This is a genomic window from Nonomuraea sp. CA-218870 (assembly GCF_050936535.1).
GTDB lineage: Bacteria > Actinomycetota > Actinomycetes > Streptosporangiales > Streptosporangiaceae > Nonomuraea > Nonomuraea corallina.
Genome location: NZ_JBNJMN010000001.1, coordinates 5,239,548 through 5,258,045, shown reverse-complemented (window position 1 = coordinate 5,258,045; position 18,498 = coordinate 5,239,548). Strand labels below are relative to the sequence as shown.

Annotated in this window: 14 protein-coding genes; 3 read left to right on the top strand and 11 right to left on the bottom strand. The window is 70.0% G+C overall.

The window, feature by feature from the left end; all coding sequences use genetic code 11:
- Nucleotides 1-2: 2 nt before the first annotated feature.
- The 7 genes from ACQEUU_RS25260 to ACQEUU_RS25230 form a co-directional block, all read right to left on the bottom strand.
- Nucleotides 3-365 (bottom strand): peptidase inhibitor family I36 protein, encoded by a 363-nt coding sequence (locus ACQEUU_RS25260; RefSeq protein ID WP_433070223.1) that lies wholly within the window; start codon nt 363-365, stop codon nt 3-5.
- Between the two features lie 418 nt (nt 366-783).
- The gene (locus tag ACQEUU_RS25255; RefSeq protein ID WP_433070220.1) at nt 784-1,830 is read right to left on the bottom strand and encodes a winged helix-turn-helix domain-containing protein; all 1,047 of its coding nucleotides are present in this window, start codon (nt 1,828-1,830) and stop codon (nt 784-786) included.
- An 896-nt stretch (nt 1,831-2,726) separates the two neighbouring features.
- The gene (locus ACQEUU_RS25250) at nt 2,727-3,125 is read right to left on the bottom strand and encodes a hypothetical protein (protein WP_433070218.1); all 399 of its coding nucleotides are present in this window, start codon (nt 3,123-3,125) and stop codon (nt 2,727-2,729) included.
- A gap of 346 nt (nt 3,126-3,471) precedes the next feature.
- Nucleotides 3,472-4,710 (bottom strand): RNA polymerase sigma factor, encoded by a 1,239-nt coding sequence (locus ACQEUU_RS25245; protein WP_433070215.1) that lies wholly within the window; start codon nt 4,708-4,710, stop codon nt 3,472-3,474.
- Nucleotides 4,711-4,753: 43 nt separating this feature from the next.
- Nucleotides 4,754-5,125, bottom strand: a complete 372-nt coding sequence (locus ACQEUU_RS25240) for a YciI family protein (RefSeq protein ID WP_270154764.1) — start codon at nt 5,123-5,125, stop codon at nt 4,754-4,756.
- Nucleotides 5,126-5,251: 126 nt separating this feature from the next.
- Nucleotides 5,252-6,052, bottom strand: a complete 801-nt coding sequence (locus ACQEUU_RS25235) for an SDR family NAD(P)-dependent oxidoreductase (RefSeq protein WP_270154763.1) — start codon at nt 6,050-6,052, stop codon at nt 5,252-5,254.
- 192 nt (nt 6,053-6,244) lie between these two features.
- Nucleotides 6,245-7,093, bottom strand: coding sequence for a C40 family peptidase (locus ACQEUU_RS25230; RefSeq protein ID WP_433070211.1), 849 nt, complete (start codon nt 7,091-7,093; stop codon nt 6,245-6,247).
- A 349-nt stretch (nt 7,094-7,442) separates the two neighbouring features.
- Here ACQEUU_RS25230 and ACQEUU_RS25225 point away from each other — a divergent pair, with 349 nt between their 5' ends.
- The 3 genes from ACQEUU_RS25225 to ACQEUU_RS25215 all read left to right on the top strand — a co-directional run bounded on the left by ACQEUU_RS25225 (nt 7,443) and on the right by ACQEUU_RS25215 (nt 11,110).
- The gene (locus ACQEUU_RS25225; RefSeq protein WP_433070208.1) at nt 7,443-8,207 is read left to right on the top strand and encodes a hypothetical protein; all 765 of its coding nucleotides are present in this window, start codon (nt 7,443-7,445) and stop codon (nt 8,205-8,207) included.
- A complete protein-coding gene (locus ACQEUU_RS25220) occupies nt 8,197-9,888 on the top strand; it encodes a serine/threonine protein kinase (protein ID WP_433070205.1) in 1,692 nt (563 codons plus the stop codon). Before ACQEUU_RS25225 ends, ACQEUU_RS25220 begins: the two co-directional genes overlap by 11 nt.
- Nucleotides 9,889-10,057: 169 nt before the next feature.
- The gene (locus tag ACQEUU_RS25215) at nt 10,058-11,110 is read left to right on the top strand and encodes a right-handed parallel beta-helix repeat-containing protein (protein ID WP_433070202.1); all 1,053 of its coding nucleotides are present in this window, start codon (nt 10,058-10,060) and stop codon (nt 11,108-11,110) included.
- A gap of 48 nt (nt 11,111-11,158) precedes the next feature.
- Here ACQEUU_RS25215 and ACQEUU_RS25210 read toward each other — a convergent pair whose 3' ends face one another.
- From ACQEUU_RS25210 to ACQEUU_RS25195, 4 genes are all read right to left on the bottom strand, one after another.
- Nucleotides 11,159-11,569: a hypothetical protein gene (locus ACQEUU_RS25210; RefSeq protein WP_433070200.1), complete on the bottom strand. Its 411-nt coding sequence runs from the start codon at nt 11,567-11,569 to the stop codon at nt 11,159-11,161.
- Between the two features lie 211 nt (nt 11,570-11,780).
- Nucleotides 11,781-13,424, bottom strand: a complete 1,644-nt coding sequence (locus tag ACQEUU_RS25205) for a glycoside hydrolase family 27 protein (protein ID WP_433070197.1) — start codon at nt 13,422-13,424, stop codon at nt 11,781-11,783.
- 40 nt (nt 13,425-13,464) lie between these two features.
- Nucleotides 13,465-15,300, bottom strand: a complete 1,836-nt coding sequence (locus ACQEUU_RS25200) for a family 43 glycosylhydrolase (protein ID WP_433070194.1) — start codon at nt 15,298-15,300, stop codon at nt 13,465-13,467.
- The gene (locus ACQEUU_RS25195; RefSeq protein WP_433070191.1) at nt 15,297-18,008 is read right to left on the bottom strand and encodes a beta-L-arabinofuranosidase domain-containing protein; all 2,712 of its coding nucleotides are present in this window, start codon (nt 18,006-18,008) and stop codon (nt 15,297-15,299) included. Before ACQEUU_RS25195 ends, ACQEUU_RS25200 begins: the two co-directional genes overlap by 4 nt.
- Nucleotides 18,009-18,498: the final 490 nt, after the last annotated feature.

Below are 18,498 nucleotides of genomic sequence, written 5' to 3'. Positions count from 1 at the left end.
CGTCAGCAGCTGCCGTTCGTCTTCCAGGAACTGACCTCGTCGCTGTTCCAGGAGGCGACGTTGTTGTCTCTGCTGACGCGGCCCATGGTCTGCTTGTCCCCGCCGCCGTTGGCGTTCGAGTACATGCAGCCGCTGTACGTCGACGAGGTGTTCGCCCAGGAGTCCATCTCGTCATTGACGCCGCTCGACAGGTTGGCGACGCCGCCGCCGCCACCCCTTTCGCCGATCAGCCAGTTGTAGTCGTTGTTTCCCCACATGCAGAGATTGCCGGAGTCGCATTCGCTCAATGACGCGGTCGCCATTCCCGGGCTCACCAGAGCGGCCGCGGCGATCATGCCGCCGAGGATGAACGTCTTGACTCGCATACCACTGTCCCTTCTCGTTCACATACAGTCGTCAGTCACTCGCTGAAGCCGTATTCGGCCTCCTTTCATGCGCATGCCAAGAGCAGCGAGCCCGGACAGGGATTGTCCGACCCGCAGACCTGGAGCACGCCTCGGGAGGAGATCCGGTTGATCGACGCCACCCGAACCCCGGAAACCGTCACGGGCGGCGCGATTTCCTTGACCGTGAACGGCTGGAGCCGGTTGTGGTCCGGATGCGCTGTGAATCCCGTGCGGCCGTAGGGGGCCTTCTTTTCACAGTCAGCATCAGCGAAAGCCGGTGGCTCGGTAAGAGTGTTTCGTTGAGGACCGAAAGACCCAGGACACCGCCTGTCCGGCGTCCGTTCCGCGGACGCTGCCGTCGACCGGCTCGGAAAGACCGCAGGCCCGGCCCGGCGGGCTACCGCGGGGAATGTTCGAGATCTCCCAGCCCTGGGGGCAGCGCTCCGGCGATGAGCCCGCTGCCGAGATCCGTCGTGTGGTGAAGGACCAGGTTGGCCTGCCGGACGCTGGCGATCAGTTTGGTCTGGCGCAGCACGTTGGCATGCTCACTCGCCGTGGACAGCGAGACTCCCGTGTAACGAGCCAGCTCGCTGGTGGTGCAGCCCGGTGACTGGCCGATGCAACTGAGGATCTCCGCTCGGGTCCGGCCGAGGAGCGCGACCAGCGCGTCGCCGCCACCGGCGTCCTGCGCGACCCTGCGAGGAACCGGGTAGGCCAGCACCGGAGGCAGGGCCGGGTCCATCAGCGAGACCGGGTTGGTCCGGCAGAAATAGGACGGGATGAGGGTCAGACCGCGTCCGCGAAGCTGAACTTCCCGGTCGGCGCCTGGCGGATAGTCGACCTCGAGGACCGGAGGCCGCCAGCGCATCGTCGGTGGCAGGTGGGCCAGCATCTGCTCAGGACCGCCGACGAGGAGATGACGGAGCAGGACGGCGCGCTCCGCGGCGAGAACGCGGTCGACCGTGGCCCAATGCGGGATGAGCACGGCCCGGCAGTAGGCGGCCGCAAGCTGCCCGAGACGCCGGACGGCCTGCGGGTTGCCGCGTGCGAGATCCTCCAAGGCGGCGGAGGGCAGGCCGACACTCCGGCGCAGCAACTCCACCTCGTCCCGGACACGCCTGCCGGGGGTCTCGGCGAGCACCTGGAGCGCCTGCTCGTCGCCCGCTTGGGCCTCGATCGGTGTGAGGAAATCGGGAAAGTACGGGCCTCGGGGGGCGAGGGGAAGCAGAAGGGTCTGTACGGGGGCGAGCAGGCCGCCCTCGGCCAGCCGGCTGTGGGCCGGCCGCAGCCAGGCGGACGTGACCTTGTCGCGGTCGCGGGACTGCAGGCGATGCAGGCTGCAGACCATCTCCCACAGGAGGTCGGCGCGGGTCGCCGGGCGGGTGAGCGCGAGGTCTTCTGAGGTGAAAACGATCCTCAGCGTGCCCTTGGAGCAAGGTCTCATGACCTTCCTTCCCTACGGATAGGCGGGTGCTCGTCGCTGATCTGAGCGCCGTGGCCATGGCGGTGACACACCACGGGTGACCAGGGCGAAGTTCGCCGGAGTGGAGGTGCCCGGGGCGCACGGCACAAGCACGTTCTCGGGTGGCGCGACGTCGGCCTCAGCCCCTGCTCACACTCGGCGTGTCACCCGGCCTGCGGGTCGTCACGCAAGGGCTGCGGCGGGGGCACAGCATGTCACAACGCCATCCTATTGATCCTTATTCACCCTTTGGTCGGACAAGACGATGACTATAAACCATGGATTCGTCCGATGCCACAGAATTGTGATGAGGCGGCGTTCGAGTCAGAGCCTCAGAATCTCCCTCGGTTTCGATCGAGGCTTGACAATATCCTTGACGACTAGTATGCGGGCTTTCTTGAAATGACGCGAAGATCGAATGTGCGGCATTTCATATAGTGAGACGGCGCATCTACGAGGCGCATAAGCCGGCTCACGGCGAAAGGTCCGGCTGAAGGAGGGGTTGCCCGGCGCGGGCGTACGGGCTCGTATGGGCGGGCGTCGGTGCCGCGCAAAGGGGAGCGGTTCGCAGACCAGGGCGACGATCTCGAGCCGACTTGCGTCCCCTCGTGAATCCCGGCTCAGAAGGCGGCGAGTTGTCGAGCCGCCACAGCCCCGTCGCGACGCTCCAGCGCGTCTTCGCACCCCGACGGCTGCACGGCACGCCCCGGCGACGCTCTCGCCGGGGAACACCCCCTGTCCCCGGCACTTCGCGGACCGGGCGCGTACGGTTTCTGGCACACCCGGAGCCGGCAACAGGCGAGGGCGGTCCTGTGCGGGCACGCTACGGTCTGCGCGCCCTGACCGGATCAGAACCGCCCTCGATGGCTTCAGGTGCTTCAGGTGCAGGTGATGGCGATCGGCGTGGTGGCGACTCGCTGGGAGAAGTCGGGCGCCCCGCCGTCCAGGTTGGCGAAGCCGTAACCCATGACGTGGTAATTCCCCGGCACGCAGGACACCATGTTGAGCTTATAAACGTAGGCGAGGTTGTACTGGTAAATCTCGGCGTAATTCAGGAAGGTGCCGTCCCGGTACAGGGAGAGGTAGCCGCCGATGAACGAGACTTTCTGGTTGCACGAGACCTCGACGTAGGCATAGACGGAGGTCGTATACAGCTGGGTCGGGTTGGTGATGGTGATGGCGCAGTTCAGGGCCGCGGCACTGGTCGTGCTCGCCGCCTGGGCGGGTGACACGCCGAGTGCCAGGGCCGCCGCGCCGACGAGTGTGAGAATGCGCATCGTACGGTGTCGTTTCAAGAAGTCACCTCTCCTTACTGCCCGGGGCGGGGTCCTTGGGGGAGAGTCACACGACGGCCGCAAGTCCGGATAGGCCCATTTTGCGCAGTGTTTGACACCTGAGTCCGACTGAGTTGATATATCACCGTTTCCGGGTGGCCCGTATCGGCCGGACGATCTGCCCGGCGGATCAACGGCCCGGTCGTGGGCCTCGTGACGGGGGGTGATGTGGTCGTCGCGGTGGTGTTCTCACGGCCGTCCGCGCGGTGGTGCCGGTGAAAGTTTCACCACCGGCTCCGGCTGCGGCATCCCGGTCGCGCTTGAGCCCCGGCTGATCAGGCCGGAGACGTCAGCTCAGCGCGGCCGCCTTGCGCAGGAGCACGGAGCGTTCCCGCTCGTTGGCGCACAGCCGGGCCGCCAGCTCCAGCTCGGCGCGCGCTTCCGCGCGCCGTCCGAGCCGGGCCAGGAGCTCACCGCGTACGGTCGGGAGCAGATGGGAGCCGGGGAGCCGGTCCGAGACGACCAACTCGTCCACGATGGCGAGGGCTCGCTCCGGTCCCGAGGCCATGGCGACGGCGACGGCCCGGTTGAGTTCGGCCACCGGCGAGGGCGCGACCCGGCCGAGCGCCTCGTAGAGCACCACGATCCGGTCCCAGTCGGTCGCCTCGACCGAGGGCGCCGACGCGTGGGCGGCGGCGATCGCGGCCTGCAGGCCGTACGGGCCGAGGCCGCGAGTCGATGCCCTGGCCAGCGCGGCCAGGCCACGGCGGATCGCCGAGAAGTCCCACCGCCGCCGGTCCTGCTCGTCGAGCAGGACCGGCGAACCGTCCGGGCCGGTCCTGGCCGGGAACCGCGCGGCCGTCAGCTCGCACAACGCCAGCAGGCCGTGCACCTCCGGCTCGTCCGGCTGCAGCGCGGCCAGGGTGCGGGCCAGCCGGATCGCCTCGTACGCGAGGTCGGGACGCAGCAGGTGGTCACCCGACGTGGCCGTCGACCCCTCGGTGAAGATCACGTAGATGACGCTGAGCACGTCGCCCAGCCGCTCCCGGCGTTCGGCGGCCGGTGGCGGCTCGAACGGCACCCCGGCCGCCGCGATCGTTCTCTTGCCCCGGGTGATGCGAGCCTGCACGGTCGGCACGGGTACGAGGAACGCGCGGGCGATCTCCTTGGTGGACAGGCCGCCGACCACGCGCAGGGTCAGCGCCACCCGGGCCTCGGGGGAGAGCACCGGGTGGCAGCTGATGAACATCAGGGCCAGCACGTCGTCATCGATCCTGTCGGGATCGAGTTCTTCGTCAAGCGCCGAGCCGACCGCCAGGCCGGTCGCCGGATCGGCGGCGAGCCGGGCGTATCGGTCCTGGAGGGCGGCCCGGCGGCGGATCGCGTCGATCGCCCGCCGCCGCGCCGTGGCCATCAGCCAGCCGACGGGATCCGCCGGAGGGGCGAGCGGCCACGACACCAGCGCCTCGGCCACCGCCTCCTGGGCGGCGTCCTCGGCCAGCCCGAAATCGCCGGTGAACCTGGTCAGCGTGGCGACGATCCTCGCCGACTCGATCCGCCAGACGGCCTCGACCTCGGCCGTGCCCATCAGATCCGGCCGTTGCTCTCGCGCCCGGCCCCGTCCTCGGTGATCACGCGCCGACCTGCGGGACCTCGTCGCTCCCGGGCACCCGCCGGACCTCGATCTTGGAACCGGGGGCCGCCGGCACCCGCTTGGCCCACTCGACCGCCTCCTGCTTGGAGGCGACGTCGAGCAGGAAGAAGCCCCCGAACAGCTCCTTGGTCTCGCCGTACGGTCCGTCCGTGACCACCGGGGCCTCGCCGCTGAAGTCGACCACGACGCCCTGGCGCGGATCGTCCAGCCCTTCCGCCGCGAGGAGGACGCCGGCTTTGACCGTCTCCTCGATGAACTGCCGGGTCGTGGCCATCATCTCGTCGATCTCGGCCATCATGGCCGCGTTCGATTCGTCGGTGCCCCGCATGATCAGCAGGTACTTCGGCATGGCGTTCTCCTCGTCCGGCGGGGTCGTCTCTCGTCCCTCGCACCCGCAGGTCGAACGGGCGGCCCGCGGATCGACACGGTCACGCTATCCACCGTTCGCGCGAACGGGTGACCGCGAGCGGGCCGCTCAGTCGTCGCCGGATCCCGGCTCGGCCATCCGCCGGTGCGCCTGGGCCTTGGCCTTCTCGGGCATCACCTTGGCGGCTCCCGCCATCGCCCTGTTCTTGACCGACCCGGCGACCACGTGGTCCTTCCCGTTCATGAGCGCCTCGTACGCCTGCTCGGCCACCCGCGCCGGGTCGTCCTTCTTCCCGCTGCCGACCCGGGTGTCCTCCATCCCCGCCCGTCCGAAGAAGCCGGTGTCGGTCGGCCCCGGCATCAGCGCGGTCACCGTCACACCGCTGTCCTTGAGCTCCTCGCGCAGCGCCTCGGAGAACGAGAGCAGGAACGCCTTCGACGCGGCGTACGTGGCCTCGAAGGGCCCCGGCTGCGTGGCGGCGATGGACGAGGTGAACAGCACCCGCCCGCGCCGGCGCGCCGCCATGTCGCGCACGCAGAGCTTGGCCAGGTGTACGGAGGAGCGCACGTTCAGATCCACGACCCGCAGGTCGCCCGCCAGGTCCGTCTCGGTGAAGGGGCCACCGGCGCCGACGCCCGCGTTGATCGCCACCGCCTCCAGGGGCCGGCCGTCGGCCGTGGCCCGAGCGTAGAGGAGCTCGACGCCGTCCTCGGCGGTGAGGTCGGCCCGCACGGCCTCGACCGACGCCCCGAGCTTGCGCAGCTCGCGCGCCGCGTCGTCGATGCCCGTGTCCTCGGCGTTGACGACCAGGTCGAAGCCGTGCCCGGCGAACTGCCTGGCCAGCTCGTACCCGATGCCGCTGGACGCCCCGGTCACCAGCGCGCGCGGCCGGCCCTCGTCGTGGCTCATGATGACGATTCCTCTCCTCGGTGCCGGACTGTCCGCTGCCCGTGACGCGCACGGTCAAGCGTCACGACGGCCGCGGGGGAGCAGGCGGTCCCCGGCATTCACCGCGACGCTGCGGCTGCCGCCTTGCAACCGGCTGGAGCAGCCCGTGCCTCGTGCCCCGGCCTGGCCGGCAGGGACACGAGGACGCGAGGCTCAGGCGTAGCGCCGGTAACCGGTGATGGAGCCCGGCGCCGTGATGTGGTTGTAGATGATCCCCAGCTGGGTGTTGCGAGCATTGATGATCTCGTCGTTGCCGACGTAGATGCCCACATGGCCAGGCTGGGCGCCGGAGTAGAACACCAGGTCTCCCGGCTGCAGGGCTGCTCTGGCGACGGCCTGGCCCTGCAGGTACTGGCTCTGGCTCGTACGGTGCAGGCTTACGCCGACGCTGGCGTAGGCGCTGGAGGTGAGACCGGAGCAGTCGTAGGCGCCAGGTCCGTTCCCGCCCCACACGTAGGGCTTGCCGACCTGCCGGCGGGCGAAGGCGACCGCGCCCGAGGCCGCCATCTTGCTGACTCCTCCGTTCGTGTAGGTACTCCAGAAGGGGCCCGCCGCTCCGTAGTTCACCACGTTCCCGTCGTTCTGCATGATCAGCGTCCCGCCGCCGGCGGCGTGGCTCCGGCTGGCCCAGACCACGCTGCGATCCGGCCGGTAGATCACGAGATTGCCGTCGCCCTGGTTGGCGAGGTAGGCGCCGCTGTTCCCGGGGGCGCTGGTGTAGGTCGCCCAGAGGGCGCCGGCCGGACCGTAGAGGACCAGGTTGCCGTCGCCCTGCATGACGAGCCGGTAGGCATGGCTGGGGGATTCGATCCAGTCGCCCGAGGCCAGGTCGGCCACTCCGATGCGGTCACCCCTTGGCTGGGCGTAGGCCGGTGCCGCGCCGAGCACCAGCGCGATCGCGATGAAGGCGGCGAGCAGCGCGGATACGCCGCGGAGCCGGGAGAAGGCGCCGTCCGGCGGCAGGCTTGCCCTGCTGTACGGATCGCGTGTCGGGATTGTCATGATCGCTCCTCTGCTCGGCTGGTCCTGGCACGTGGTCTCAGCGGCAGTGAAGGACGATCGCGGCGGGCTCGACAGTGCAGCCCCGCACCTTCGCGGCCCAGGGGCGACGATCATCTCCGGCGCATGCCGAATAGCCGTCTTGAAAGGCGTCCGACCGCGTGATAAGCGCAAGAACGTTTTCTCCCGGCCCCGCCTATATCGCCGAGACATTTCACCCGCCGCATCTTGTCGGCGCATACGAGGCCGCTATTATCGGCGGTGACGGAGAATCGACAATGAGCCATGTGCTCCGCGTACTCGCTGTAAGTCGGGGAATGGCCGAACCACCCCCGAAAGGCGGCCCTGCATCATGAACGACGCTCAGGCCGGTGGGTCACCGGCGCGCGACGAGGCGATATTCGTGGCGTTCGGCGGCGAACAGTGGCGTGTGGCGCGCGGGCAGTCGCTGACGCTGGGGCGAAGCCGCGCGTGCGAAGTGCGCCTGCCCGACGACGAACACCTGTCGCGGCGGGCGGGTTCGCTGATCGTCCTCAATGACTGCGTCCTGATACGCAATGACTCGGGTAGCAAACCGCTCGTCGTCCGGCCACCGGCCGGTGAGGACCGGGTCGTGGAGCCGGGTGCGGCGATCACCTCGCTCCCGTTCTCCGTCTTCAGCGTCGTCTTCGCGGGTCGCGTCGGTTCGACGGTGACCGTGCGCGTGGACGCACGGTCACTGACGCCAGGCCCGGGCCGGAGCGGGGGAGAGGCGGCGACCCGCACGCCCGCGACCGTCACGTCGCCGATGGAGCTGACCAGGAGACAGCGGCTCGTGCTCGCCGCACTGTGCGAGCCCTTGCTGGTCAGGGCAGGACCGCAGGCGGTTCCCGCGACTTACACGCAGATCGGACGGCGGCTTGGCCGGCAGCCGCAGTACGTCCGCAATGTCGTCAAGTCGCTGCGGGAGAGCCTGTCCGGCCACGGTATTCCGGGGCTCACCAGGGACGACGAGGCGTTCTCACACGACGACTTCCGATGGGCGCTGGCACGCTGGGCCGTACGCGCCGGTGTGGTCGGCGTCGAGGATCTCCACGAGCTGCCCGAGCCGGAGGACGGCGAGGACCATGGACACTGACGATCACGATGCCCGCGCGGACGACGAGCCGGTCACGCGTGGCGCGCCGGTTTCACCGCGGCCGGCATCCACATCCGGTGTCAGGGGTGGCGTGTCGGACGACGAGCCGAACGGGCTGTTCGTCGGCCCGCCGGAGGCGCCAGACCGCCACGAACTGCTGGGCGAGGGGATAGCCGGCGGGGAGGGCATCACCTGGAAGGCTCGTTATCAGGGCGAGCTCACCTCCCCGCTGCCTCTGGCGATCAAACTCCTCAGTCCGCCGCGCGACGCCGGGCCGGGATGGCCCTCGGCGCGTGAGCAGCAACGCTGGCGCGACCATGCCGTGCTCCTGCGGCACCTGAAACTGGACCATGTGGTTCGGCTTGACGAGGTGTTCCTCGGCGCGCCTCCGCACCCTCCGGGCAGCGTCCGAGAGGGTACCGGTGCCTCGCCGCAGACCATGGCGTACCTGGTCATGGAGTGGGTCGAAGGCCCGACGCTGCACGCGCTGCTGGCAGGCGACCCGGCGCGCGCGGACACGATCCGCCGACGGCTCGCATACGTGGCCCAGGCGGGCGAGGCGCTCGCCAGCCTGGCGTCCGTGACGCGATCCGGCGGCAACCCGAGCCTGCACCGGGATGTCAAGCCGACCAACTGCATCGTGCACCCGAAACGCGGTCTCGTGCTGATCGACGTGAGCACGATGCGTCTCATCGACGACGGGTACGACCTCGCCGGATGGCACACGCCCGCCTACACCTCGCCCGAGGTCCTGGCCGCGCCGCACCTGCCGCGCGCCGTGGCGGCGGACGTCTACGCGCTCGGGGCACTCGCGTACTTCTGCCTCACGGGACAGGACCCGCCCGCCCCGGACGCTCCCGGCGCCCCGGCCCACATCGAGGCCGAGGTCGCAGCCGTGGCCCGGGCGTGCGGGGTGGGCGACCCCGGCCGCCTCACGTCGCACATCCTGGCCGCCCTCGACGGCGATCCCTCCCGCCGCCCCACCGACCTGCGCAACTGGAGCCGCGGCCTGCTGGAAGCCGGCGGCGGGGAGCCGGCGACAGGCCACTCGCCTTCCTCGGCCCGGCCGCCCCGGCGACTCCTGTACGTGATCGTCGCGGCGAGCCTCGCCGTCGCCGGGGGCGGCGCGTTCGCGCCAGGGCTGCTGGAACGTGTGTCCGGCGGCGGTGACCAGAGCCGGACCGCTCTCCCCTCGGTCACCCGCAGCGCGGGAGTGACCTCGAAGGACCCTACGCCGAGCCACGCCACCGGCGATGCGGTCAAGCCCGTCGGGACCATCGACACGCCGGCCGACGGCGCCAAGGTCAAATATTGCTCCTACTTCTCCGGCACCGCTTCGCTTCCGCCCGGCGCCACATTGATGTTGGCAAAGCAGAACATGGTCAACGGCGACCCCCAAAAGTATGTCGAACTCGTCTTCAACTACGAGAAAGCCAGCACGCTCACAGCCTGGAGAGGCGCCCAGTATTTCGGCGGGGAGAACGAAGGGGGCGTCGGGCAGGTTTACCGCATAGAGCTGGTGGCGGTGAGCCTTGAACGCGCCAGACATTTCCACGACGTGGAAATGTCGATCGAGGAGATTCAGGACCTGGTGAGGTCCGGCACCTCGCTGGCCGACGTCCAGGTACGCCGGGTCGCCAGCGGGAAACCCAACGAATGCCCCGGCCCTCCGCCCGACTGAGAACCGTCCGGCTCGAGTCCGCCAGTGCGGGGGCGCACTACCGGGCCGGCGGGGTCTCGCTGTTCCCTACGGGGGAATCGCCCGGCGCACGGGCGCCCACAGGAGGACAGGAGACCCCATGACACAACGGAGAAGGACCGGTCGCCGCACCATCACGGCCACGTCCGCGATGGTGCTCGTGGCCGGCGCCACCGTCGGGATGTTCGCGGCGGCGGGCCCCGCGGGCGCCGCCCGTGCCACGGCGACCTGCACGAACAGCAATGGCGACGCCGCCCTCATCCAGTCGGTGATCAACGGTTCGGCCGACGGTGACGAGATCGTCATCGACGGCCCCTGCATGATCAACAGCACCATCACCTTGCGCGGCAACCGGTCATACCGCGGCGACAGCCCGTCCACCCTCCTCAAGCAGGGCAACGGTCGCAACCTCGATGCCGTGCTGGCCTCCGACTCGTGGGTCGACAACGACGCTTTCACCGGCGAGCCGATCGCCTTACGTGATCTCACGATCGACGCGAACGCGGCGAACAACCCCACGAGCGGGGACGCGGTCGTGATCCGTTCCTGGCGCACCACCGTCGAGGGTCTTGCCATCAGGAACGCCAGGGCTCACGGGCTGCGCATCACCAACGCCTCGCGTAACGGGACCACGCTGACGAACACGATGGTCAACGGCAACGTTCGCAACCTCTTCGTGGAGGACTCCGGACAGCATGGCATCTACGTCCAGGACAGCGGCAATGCGGTGACCGACTGGAACCTCACCGACAACTGGATCGCGTCCAGCGGGGGCGACGCGATCAAGCTGGAGAACTCCGCCGGCTGGACGGTCGAACGCAATCACGTCTACGGTGTCGGCGGTTCCGGCATCAACGCGAGCCGCCTCTTCGCGACCAGCATCAGCGACAACTACGTCGAGGACTTCGCCACCCACGGCATCGGCGTCACCGTCCAGGGCGACGCCGCGAGCACCATCGTCGGCAACCGCGTCTTCCAGTTCAGCGGGGCTGGAACCACCTACCTGGCTATCAAACAGGTCAACTACGGCACCGGCCACGTGGCCGTCACCGGCAACGCCGTCCGTGGCAACGGGTCCGGCATCGGTCTCTCCTACCAGCGCGGCGGCAACCAGCTGACTGTCACGTCCGCGGGAAATGCCGTCACCGGCGTGACCACCCAGCGGTCCGTTGGCGCCGGCGTCAATCTCTCTGCGGGGCTCTGAGTCCGTCGGGAGTGCCGTCAGGTCGAATCCGTACTCGACCGGCATGGGTCAGGCGTTCAGCGATCTTTGCACGGCGGCGTCCACGAGGTCGTGGATCTCCTGTTCGGTGAAGATGTCGGGCAGGGTCAGCCGCTCCACGATGAGCCAGTTCAGCGTGAGGTGGAGAAGGAGCACCGAGGTCGAGTCGCCGGGCAGGCCCGAGGCGGCGTGGAAGCCGATGTTGGCGTCGATGTCGAAGGCGGAGACCCGGGCCACGAGTTCGCGCATGAGCTCGGCGTAGCGGGTCTCGTCGTCGGTCCCCACCCACCTCCGCACGCTCATCGGCCTCGACGGCGTGCCCGACAAGGTCTTCGACACCCTGGTGATGGGCCGCGGCACGTACGAGCCGGCCCTGGACGTCCCCACCACCAGCCCGTACTCCCATCTGCGCCAACATGTCGTCTCCAGCACGCTGACCATCGACGACCATCCTCAAGACCTACCCCGTCGTGGCGGGCGCGGGCGTCTCCCTGTTCTCCGGGGGGTTCAGCCCCACCCTGTTCACCCCCACCCGGCGCGAGACCTTCGACAACGGCGGCCAGGTCACCTGGCTGACCAGGGCGTAGCCCGCGCCGGGTGCGTCACGGCTGCTCTCCTCCGGGGCCGGCGCGGGCCGGCCGGGGACGTCTCCTCACAGGCGGGACCACCGTTGGTTGGACGCGCCGGTGCAGGTCCAGATCTGGAGCCTGGTGCCGTTGGCCGTGGCGTTGCCGGCCACGTCCAGGCACTTGTTCGCGCCGACGGCGGTGATGCTTCCGTCGGCGTTGAAGCGCCACTTCTGGTTGTTCTGGCCGTTGCAGTCCCAGATGATGACGCCGGTGCCGTCGGCGGTGGCGGCGTTGTTGACGTCCAGGCACTTGCCGCCGTAGACGCGCAGCTCGCCGGCCGTGGTGGAGGTCCACTGCTGGTTGCTCTGCTGGTGGCAGTCCCAGATCACCACCTGGGTGCCGTTGGCCTGGGAGGCGCCGGTCACGTCGAGACACCGGCCGGAGCCGGCGCCCTGGATCCTGGTGGCCGGCGGCGCGGGGGTGCCGCCGCTGACCCGGAACACCACGGTGCCGTGGGACGGGACGCTCGCCGAGATGGTTCCCGTCGTCGTGGTGACGGCGTTGGTCCAGGCGTCGCGGAGGGTGAACGAGTTCCCGTTCAGGCCGACGGCGGAGGCGGTGGTGCTGATCGTGGTGGTGCCGCCGCCCTGGTTGAACAGCGCGACCGCGACGTCGCCGTTGCTCAGCCGCTTGGCCAGGACGCGGCGGGTCCCGTCGTTGCCGACCTGGACGGCCTGGAGGCCGAGCGGGTCCTGGTTGATGGCGATCAGGTTCTGGTTCTTCATGATCGTCGAGGTGGCGCTGTTCATGTTCCTGATGTCGTTCCCGGCGATCAGGGGGGCGGCCATGACGGCCCACAGGGCGAAGTGGCTGCGCATCTCGGTGTCGTTCATGCCGCCCCGGCCGACGACCATCATGTCGGGGTCGTTGAACTGCCCCGGCCTGGCGTACCCCGCGAGCGGCACGTTGACGTCGACGATGTTCTGGATGCCCATCGGGTAGCCGTTGGTCTGGCCGGTGTTCCAGGCGTTGGTGATGTCCTCGGTGGTGCGCCAGATGTTGGCGACGTCGCCCCAGTCGCGCCGCGGCCCGGTCTTCTCGTGGATGCTGTTGGGGTTGATGCTGTAGAGGATCGGCCGCCCGGTCGCCGCGAGCGCGTCCCGCATCTTGGCGAAGGTGCGCACCTGGTCGTCGATGGTGCCGGTGGGCGAGCACCAGTCGTACTTGAGGTAGTCGACGCCCCAGGCGGCGAACTGCCGGGCGTCCTGGACCTCGTGTCCCTGGCTGCCGGTCGCGCCCGGGTAGGCGCCGAAGTACTGGGCGCAGGTCCGGTCCAGCGGCGCCTGGTAGAGGCCGAACTTCAGGCCCCTGGCGTGCAGGTAGTCGCCGAGGGCCTTCATCCCGCCGGGGAACCGGGACGGGTTGGCCTGGATGTTCCCGGCCTGGTCGCGGTTGGGGTCGAACCAGCAGTCGTCGACCACGACGTACTGGTATCCCAGGTCGCGCATGCCGGAGCTGACCAGCGCGTCGGCCGTCTGCTTGATCAGCGTCTCGTCGATGTTGCAGCCGAAGGTGTTCCAGGTGTTCCAGCCCATCGGCGGGGTGCGGGCCACGCCGTTCTCCAGCGCCTGCGCCGGGAGGGCCGAGCCGGACGCCGCGGCGCCCGTCGCCAGGGTCAGCGCCACGGCGGCGGCGAAGGCGAGGGGGCCGCGGATTCGGTTTCTCATCGATGTCTCCTCACGGGTCGAGGTGGCGGCTTCTGCCGGGTTACTGGAAGGAGGCGTCGTCGACGTAGAGGCCGTCGGTGCCCGCGGCCGTCTCGACGTAGAACGAGGCGTTGGTCAGCGTGCCGGTCCAGGAGACGGACGCGGTGCCGGTGAGCTGGGTCCAGCCGTCCGGGCCGACCGTACGGACCGGGGTGAGCTGGTGGTAGCTCGTGGCGCCGTCCGCCGTGAGCGCCAGCGTCGCCTTCGCGCCGGGGGTGCCGCTCTGCGACCGGACCCAGACACTCGTGGTGTAGGTCCTGCCGTTGGCGAGCCGTGCGGTCACGTTCTGGTGGGGGCCGTTCCAGGAGGCGGTGCGTCCGGAGTTGAGCAGGGACCGGCTGCCCGCGTGGGCGACGTCGGTGACGGAGGACAGGGTGCCGCCGGAGGCGGTCCAGCCCGTCGTGCCGTTCTCCATGGCGCCGTTCGTCAGCAGCTCGGCGCCGCCGCCGCCGCTCCGGGTGAACTGCCACCAGTTCAGGTTGAACAGGTAGCCGCTGCCGCCGGCGAAGCGGAGGTAGAGGTCACGGGTGCCGGTCGCGCCGGACACCGGACAGGTGACCGAGGCCCAGGTCTGCCACCCGCCGGTGCCGTTGACGGCGCAGGTGCCCACGAGCGTGCCGGTGGGGCTGCCGAGCCGCAGCTCGATCCGGCCGCCGCTGGTGGCCGAGGCCACCCGGGCGGTGAAGGAGGAGGCGCCGTCGCCGAAGGCGACCCCCTTGACCTTGAGGTGGTCGCCGTTGTCGATGAAGCCCACGTTCATGCCGCCTTCGCCGGAGACCTCCGTCTCGACTCCGGACGCCCAGGCGACCGTCTCGGCCTCCTGGCGGGTGTACGGGTCGAGCGTGCCGATCTGGGGCGGCCCACCGGTGGTCATGTTGATCGTGGGGATGGTGCCGTCGGCGTTGTAGGTGAACTTCTCCACGGCCACCGACCTGGTGTAACCGCCCCCGCCGGGCAGGGCGCCGTTGTGGTAGAAGAAGTACGACCCGCCGTTGAAGTCGATGATCCCGGCGTGGTTGGTGAAGCTGCCGCCCTGCCTGGGCATGATCGTTCCCCGGTACGTCCACGGCCCGGTGGCGCTGGGGGCCGTCGAGTACGCGATGAACTCCGAGCAGCATTCGGCGGCGAAGACGTTGTAGTACAGGCCGTTGCGCTTGAAGACCCAGGGGGCTTCCTCGTACAGGGTGGGACGGGCGGCGTTGCCGGTGCGCGTGCCGTAGCCGGCCGTGGTGAGGGGGATCTGGGTCGGGCTGCCGGAGTAGGAGATCATGTCCGTGTTCAGCCGGACGTACCAGAGGCGAGGGTTGCCCCAGTACAGGTAGGCCTGGCCGTTGTCGTCGATGAAGACGTTGGGGTCGATCTCGCCGTTGTTGACCAGCGGGCGTCCGATGGCGTCCCGGAAGGGCCCGGTCGGGCTGTCGCCGACCGCGACGCCGATGGCCATCGAGCCGGTGGCGCGGTCGCGGATCGGCACGTACCAGTAGAACCGGCCGTTGCGCTGGATGACGTGGCCGGCCCAGGCGTTGGCGTCGGCCCAGGCGAAGGTGGCCAGGCTCATGGGCGAGCCGTGGTCGGTCCAGTTGGCCATGTCGGAGGAGGAGTAGACGCGCCAGTCCCGCATGGTGAAGTACGTGGAGCCGTCCTCGTCGTGGCCGGTGTAGACGTAGACGCGGCCGTTGTGGACCAGCGGCGCGGGGTCGGCCGTGTAGATGGTCTGCACGATCGGGTTATCGGCTCCGGCCGCCGACGGGAACAGCATGGCCGAGAGCAGCACGGCCACGGCGCACAGGACCGTGCGCAGGGCGGATCTCGCCGGGCCGTGGGCGTCGCGGCTCACAGGAACCTCCAGAGAGTGCTGTTGGAACCGTCGTCGTCGGCGAGCACCACCTGCGCGCCCTGGGCGGCGCCCGCGAGGCCGAGAACCCGGCCGCCGTTGCCGCACTGGATCCGGAAGGCGGCCGCCGACCGGTAGCGGAGCCGCCAGCGATGGTCGGCGGTGCCGTTGTCGGCCCACTGCACGGCACGCGACCCGGAGGCGGTGCCCATGTTCTCCACGCCCAGCACCTTCTGGCTGTGGGAGTTGCGCAGGCGCAGGTAGCCGCCGGTGTCGACGACCGCCGTCCACAGATGATCGGCGGTGCCGGTGTCACCCCATTGGATGACGAGCGCGCCGTCGGCCGTGGACATGGCGCTCACGCCGAGCACCATCCCGGTGCCCACGTTCTGGATCCGCCGCGCACCGTTCGGCACCAGCCGCCACTGGTTGTCCGCGCTGCCGTTGTCGGAGTCCTGGACCGCCTGCGCGCCGTTGGCGGTCGAACCGTTCCTGATGCCGAGCAGCTTGGAGCTGTGGACGTTGCGGATCTTGACCGAGCCGTCGCCCGCGTCCGTGACCGTCCAGCGGTGGTCGGCGGTGCCCGTGTCACCCCACTGCAGCACCCGGGCGTCGTCGGCGGTCGACATGTTCTCGACGCCGAGCACCTTGCCGCTGTGCGCGTTGCGCCAGCGCACGGCGTCGCCGTCGACGATCGGCACCCAGTCGTGGTCGGCGGTGCCGTTGTCGGTCCACTGCAGGGCCAGGCCGCCGTCGGCGGTGGACATGCCCTGGATGCCGAGGGCCAGCCCGCTGGCCGCGTTGAGCAGCCGGAAGGTGGCCTGGCCCGGACCGCCGGTGTTCCAGTAGACGACGTAGTTGTGGTGGTGGGCGTCGTAGAACGGCCTCAGCCGCACCTGCGCCCCGTCGGCGGTGGCGGTGAAGGCCAGGGACGAGGCGCCGGTCCTGGTGATCGACGAGGGGGTCAGAGCCGGGGCCGACGACAGGGCGGTGTCGCCGTACTCGCCCGACAGCACGACCGGGCCGTACGTGACGGCCTGGATGTTCGGGTTGTCCGGGGCGGGCCGCAGGACCACCCGCATGGGCAGCCGCACGGTCACGGTGTCGCCCGACGTCCACGAGCGGGTGAGGCCGGCGTAGGAGCCGGGCGTGACGGCGACGTCCTGCGGCACGCCGTTGACGCTGACGGTGGCGCCCTGCGTCCAGGCCGGGATGCGGACGCGCATCGTCCACGACCCGCCTGCCTCGCCGGTCACCCGCAGCGTCGTGGTGTCGCCCACCGGGTAGTCGGTGGTCTGCGTGACCGTGAGGCCCCGCTGGCTCCAGTCGAGCGTGGAGGGCACGAACAGGTTCACGAACAGGGTGGTGCCGTCGTGGAAGTAGATCGAGTCCATCAGCTTGGTGTTGGTCTCGATGCCGGTGCCCTGGCAGCACCAGAAGGAGCTGTAGTCGGTGCTCCAGGTGCCGCCGCCCCAGGCCGGGCCGACGCCGCGCCGCCCGCCCGGGTTGAGCGGGGTGAAGTAGGTGAGGCGCCCGTGCGCGTCGGCCGGGTCCTGCTGCCCGATCAGATGGTTGAGCAGGGCGTTCTCGTAGTAGTCGACGTAGTCGGCCCGGGCCGGGGACAGCAGCCACAGCTCCCGGGTCAGCTTGAGCATGTTGTAGGTGTTGCACGCCTCGCCGGTGTCACGGGTCAGGTGGGCGGCGATCGCGCCGGGCGCGCGGAAGTGCTCGGCCTGGCTGTTGGAGCCGTTCACGTACGTGTGCGCGCCGACGGTGATGGACCAGGCGTTGGCGGCGATGTCGCGGTACCTGCCGGTGCCCGTCGCCTTGTACTCGCGCGCCGCGCCGATCCACTTGGGCACCTGGGTGTTGGCGTGCAGACCGTTGAGCCGGTCCTGGCCGGAGGCCAGCGGGTCGAACACGGCGGCGTGGTCGAACCGCTGGGCCGTGGTCAGCCAGCGCGCGTCGCCGGTCATCTGGTACAGGTCCGTCAGCACGGCGTTCATGCCGCCGAACTCGGTGCCGAGCATGGCCTGCATTCGGCTCGGGCTGAGCCGCGACGTGCGGGCGTCCACCCATCCGGCCAGGGCCAGCAGCACGGTCCTGGCCTGGGTGTTGCCGATCAGCCGCCACACGTCCAGCAGCCCGGCGAGGGTCTTGTGGATGCAGTAGTACGGGACGTTGCCGTTGGTCAGGGTGCGGTTCTCCACGGCGGTGATGTCCGACTCGGGGAAGCCGGACAGGTAGCCGGCGCCGAATCCGGCCGCGCCGTTGTTGGCCTGGCACCGGGCCAGTTCGGCGACCATGTGGTTCGCCTTGTCCCGGCAGGTGGTGTCGCCGAGCGCGGCGTGGGCCTGCGCCCACGCGGTCAGGAAGTGGCCCTGCACGTGGGACCGGAACGGGAAGCCGGGCGCGTCCCAGCCGCCGTTGGCCGGCGCGCCGTTGGTGGACAGGCGGTGGTTGGCCCGGAAGACGTACAGCAGCCGGTCGACGTCGGCGAAGCGCAGATAGGCCAGCGTGCGGTTCTGGTTGTCCAGCCAGCGGCCGGAGGTGAGCCGAACCTGGCCGAGGTCGAACGCGTGGGCCGAGACGCCGAGGTCGGCTCTGGCCCAGGGGATCGCGGCCGCGGCCTGGGAGCCGCCGGCGGACCGGCCGGCGGCGGTGAGGGCGACGGCCGCGCCCTGGAGGAGCTGGCGGCGGCTCAGGGGCATGGGGACTCCTCAGCTTGTGTTAGCGATAACATTTTTGGCCCGGCGTCACCCCGGACGTCGCGCCGGCGAGAGCCGGTCGTGTCGGCGGTGGGCGGCGCGGTCGTGGCCGGACCGGACTGCCTGCGGATTGGGGACACGGGGTTCCTTTCCGGGACGCGTGAGTGTGGTGTTAGCGCTAACAATCGGTCTCGCGGGGGCCTGCTCCGACGAAGGTGTCGGTGCGGAGTACATCCGAGGTCCGGTCCGGCGTCAACGAGGGAGGCTCCGGCCGGTCCCGGGCGACGTCCCCGGAGCGCCGCGCCGCCTGGAGTTTCGTCTCCCTCGCGGGCCGCGCGGCGCCGTCCGTGCAGGTGAAAGTTTCACGCGCGTCACGGCGGACGGCCCGGGCGGGTCCGGAGGCGCCCGCCCCGGCCTGTGCTCACGGTGTTCCGTGCCCCGGGCGCCGGCGGGCCGCGACGCGGGCTGGGGCGGGGCCGGGAGGGGTGAGGCG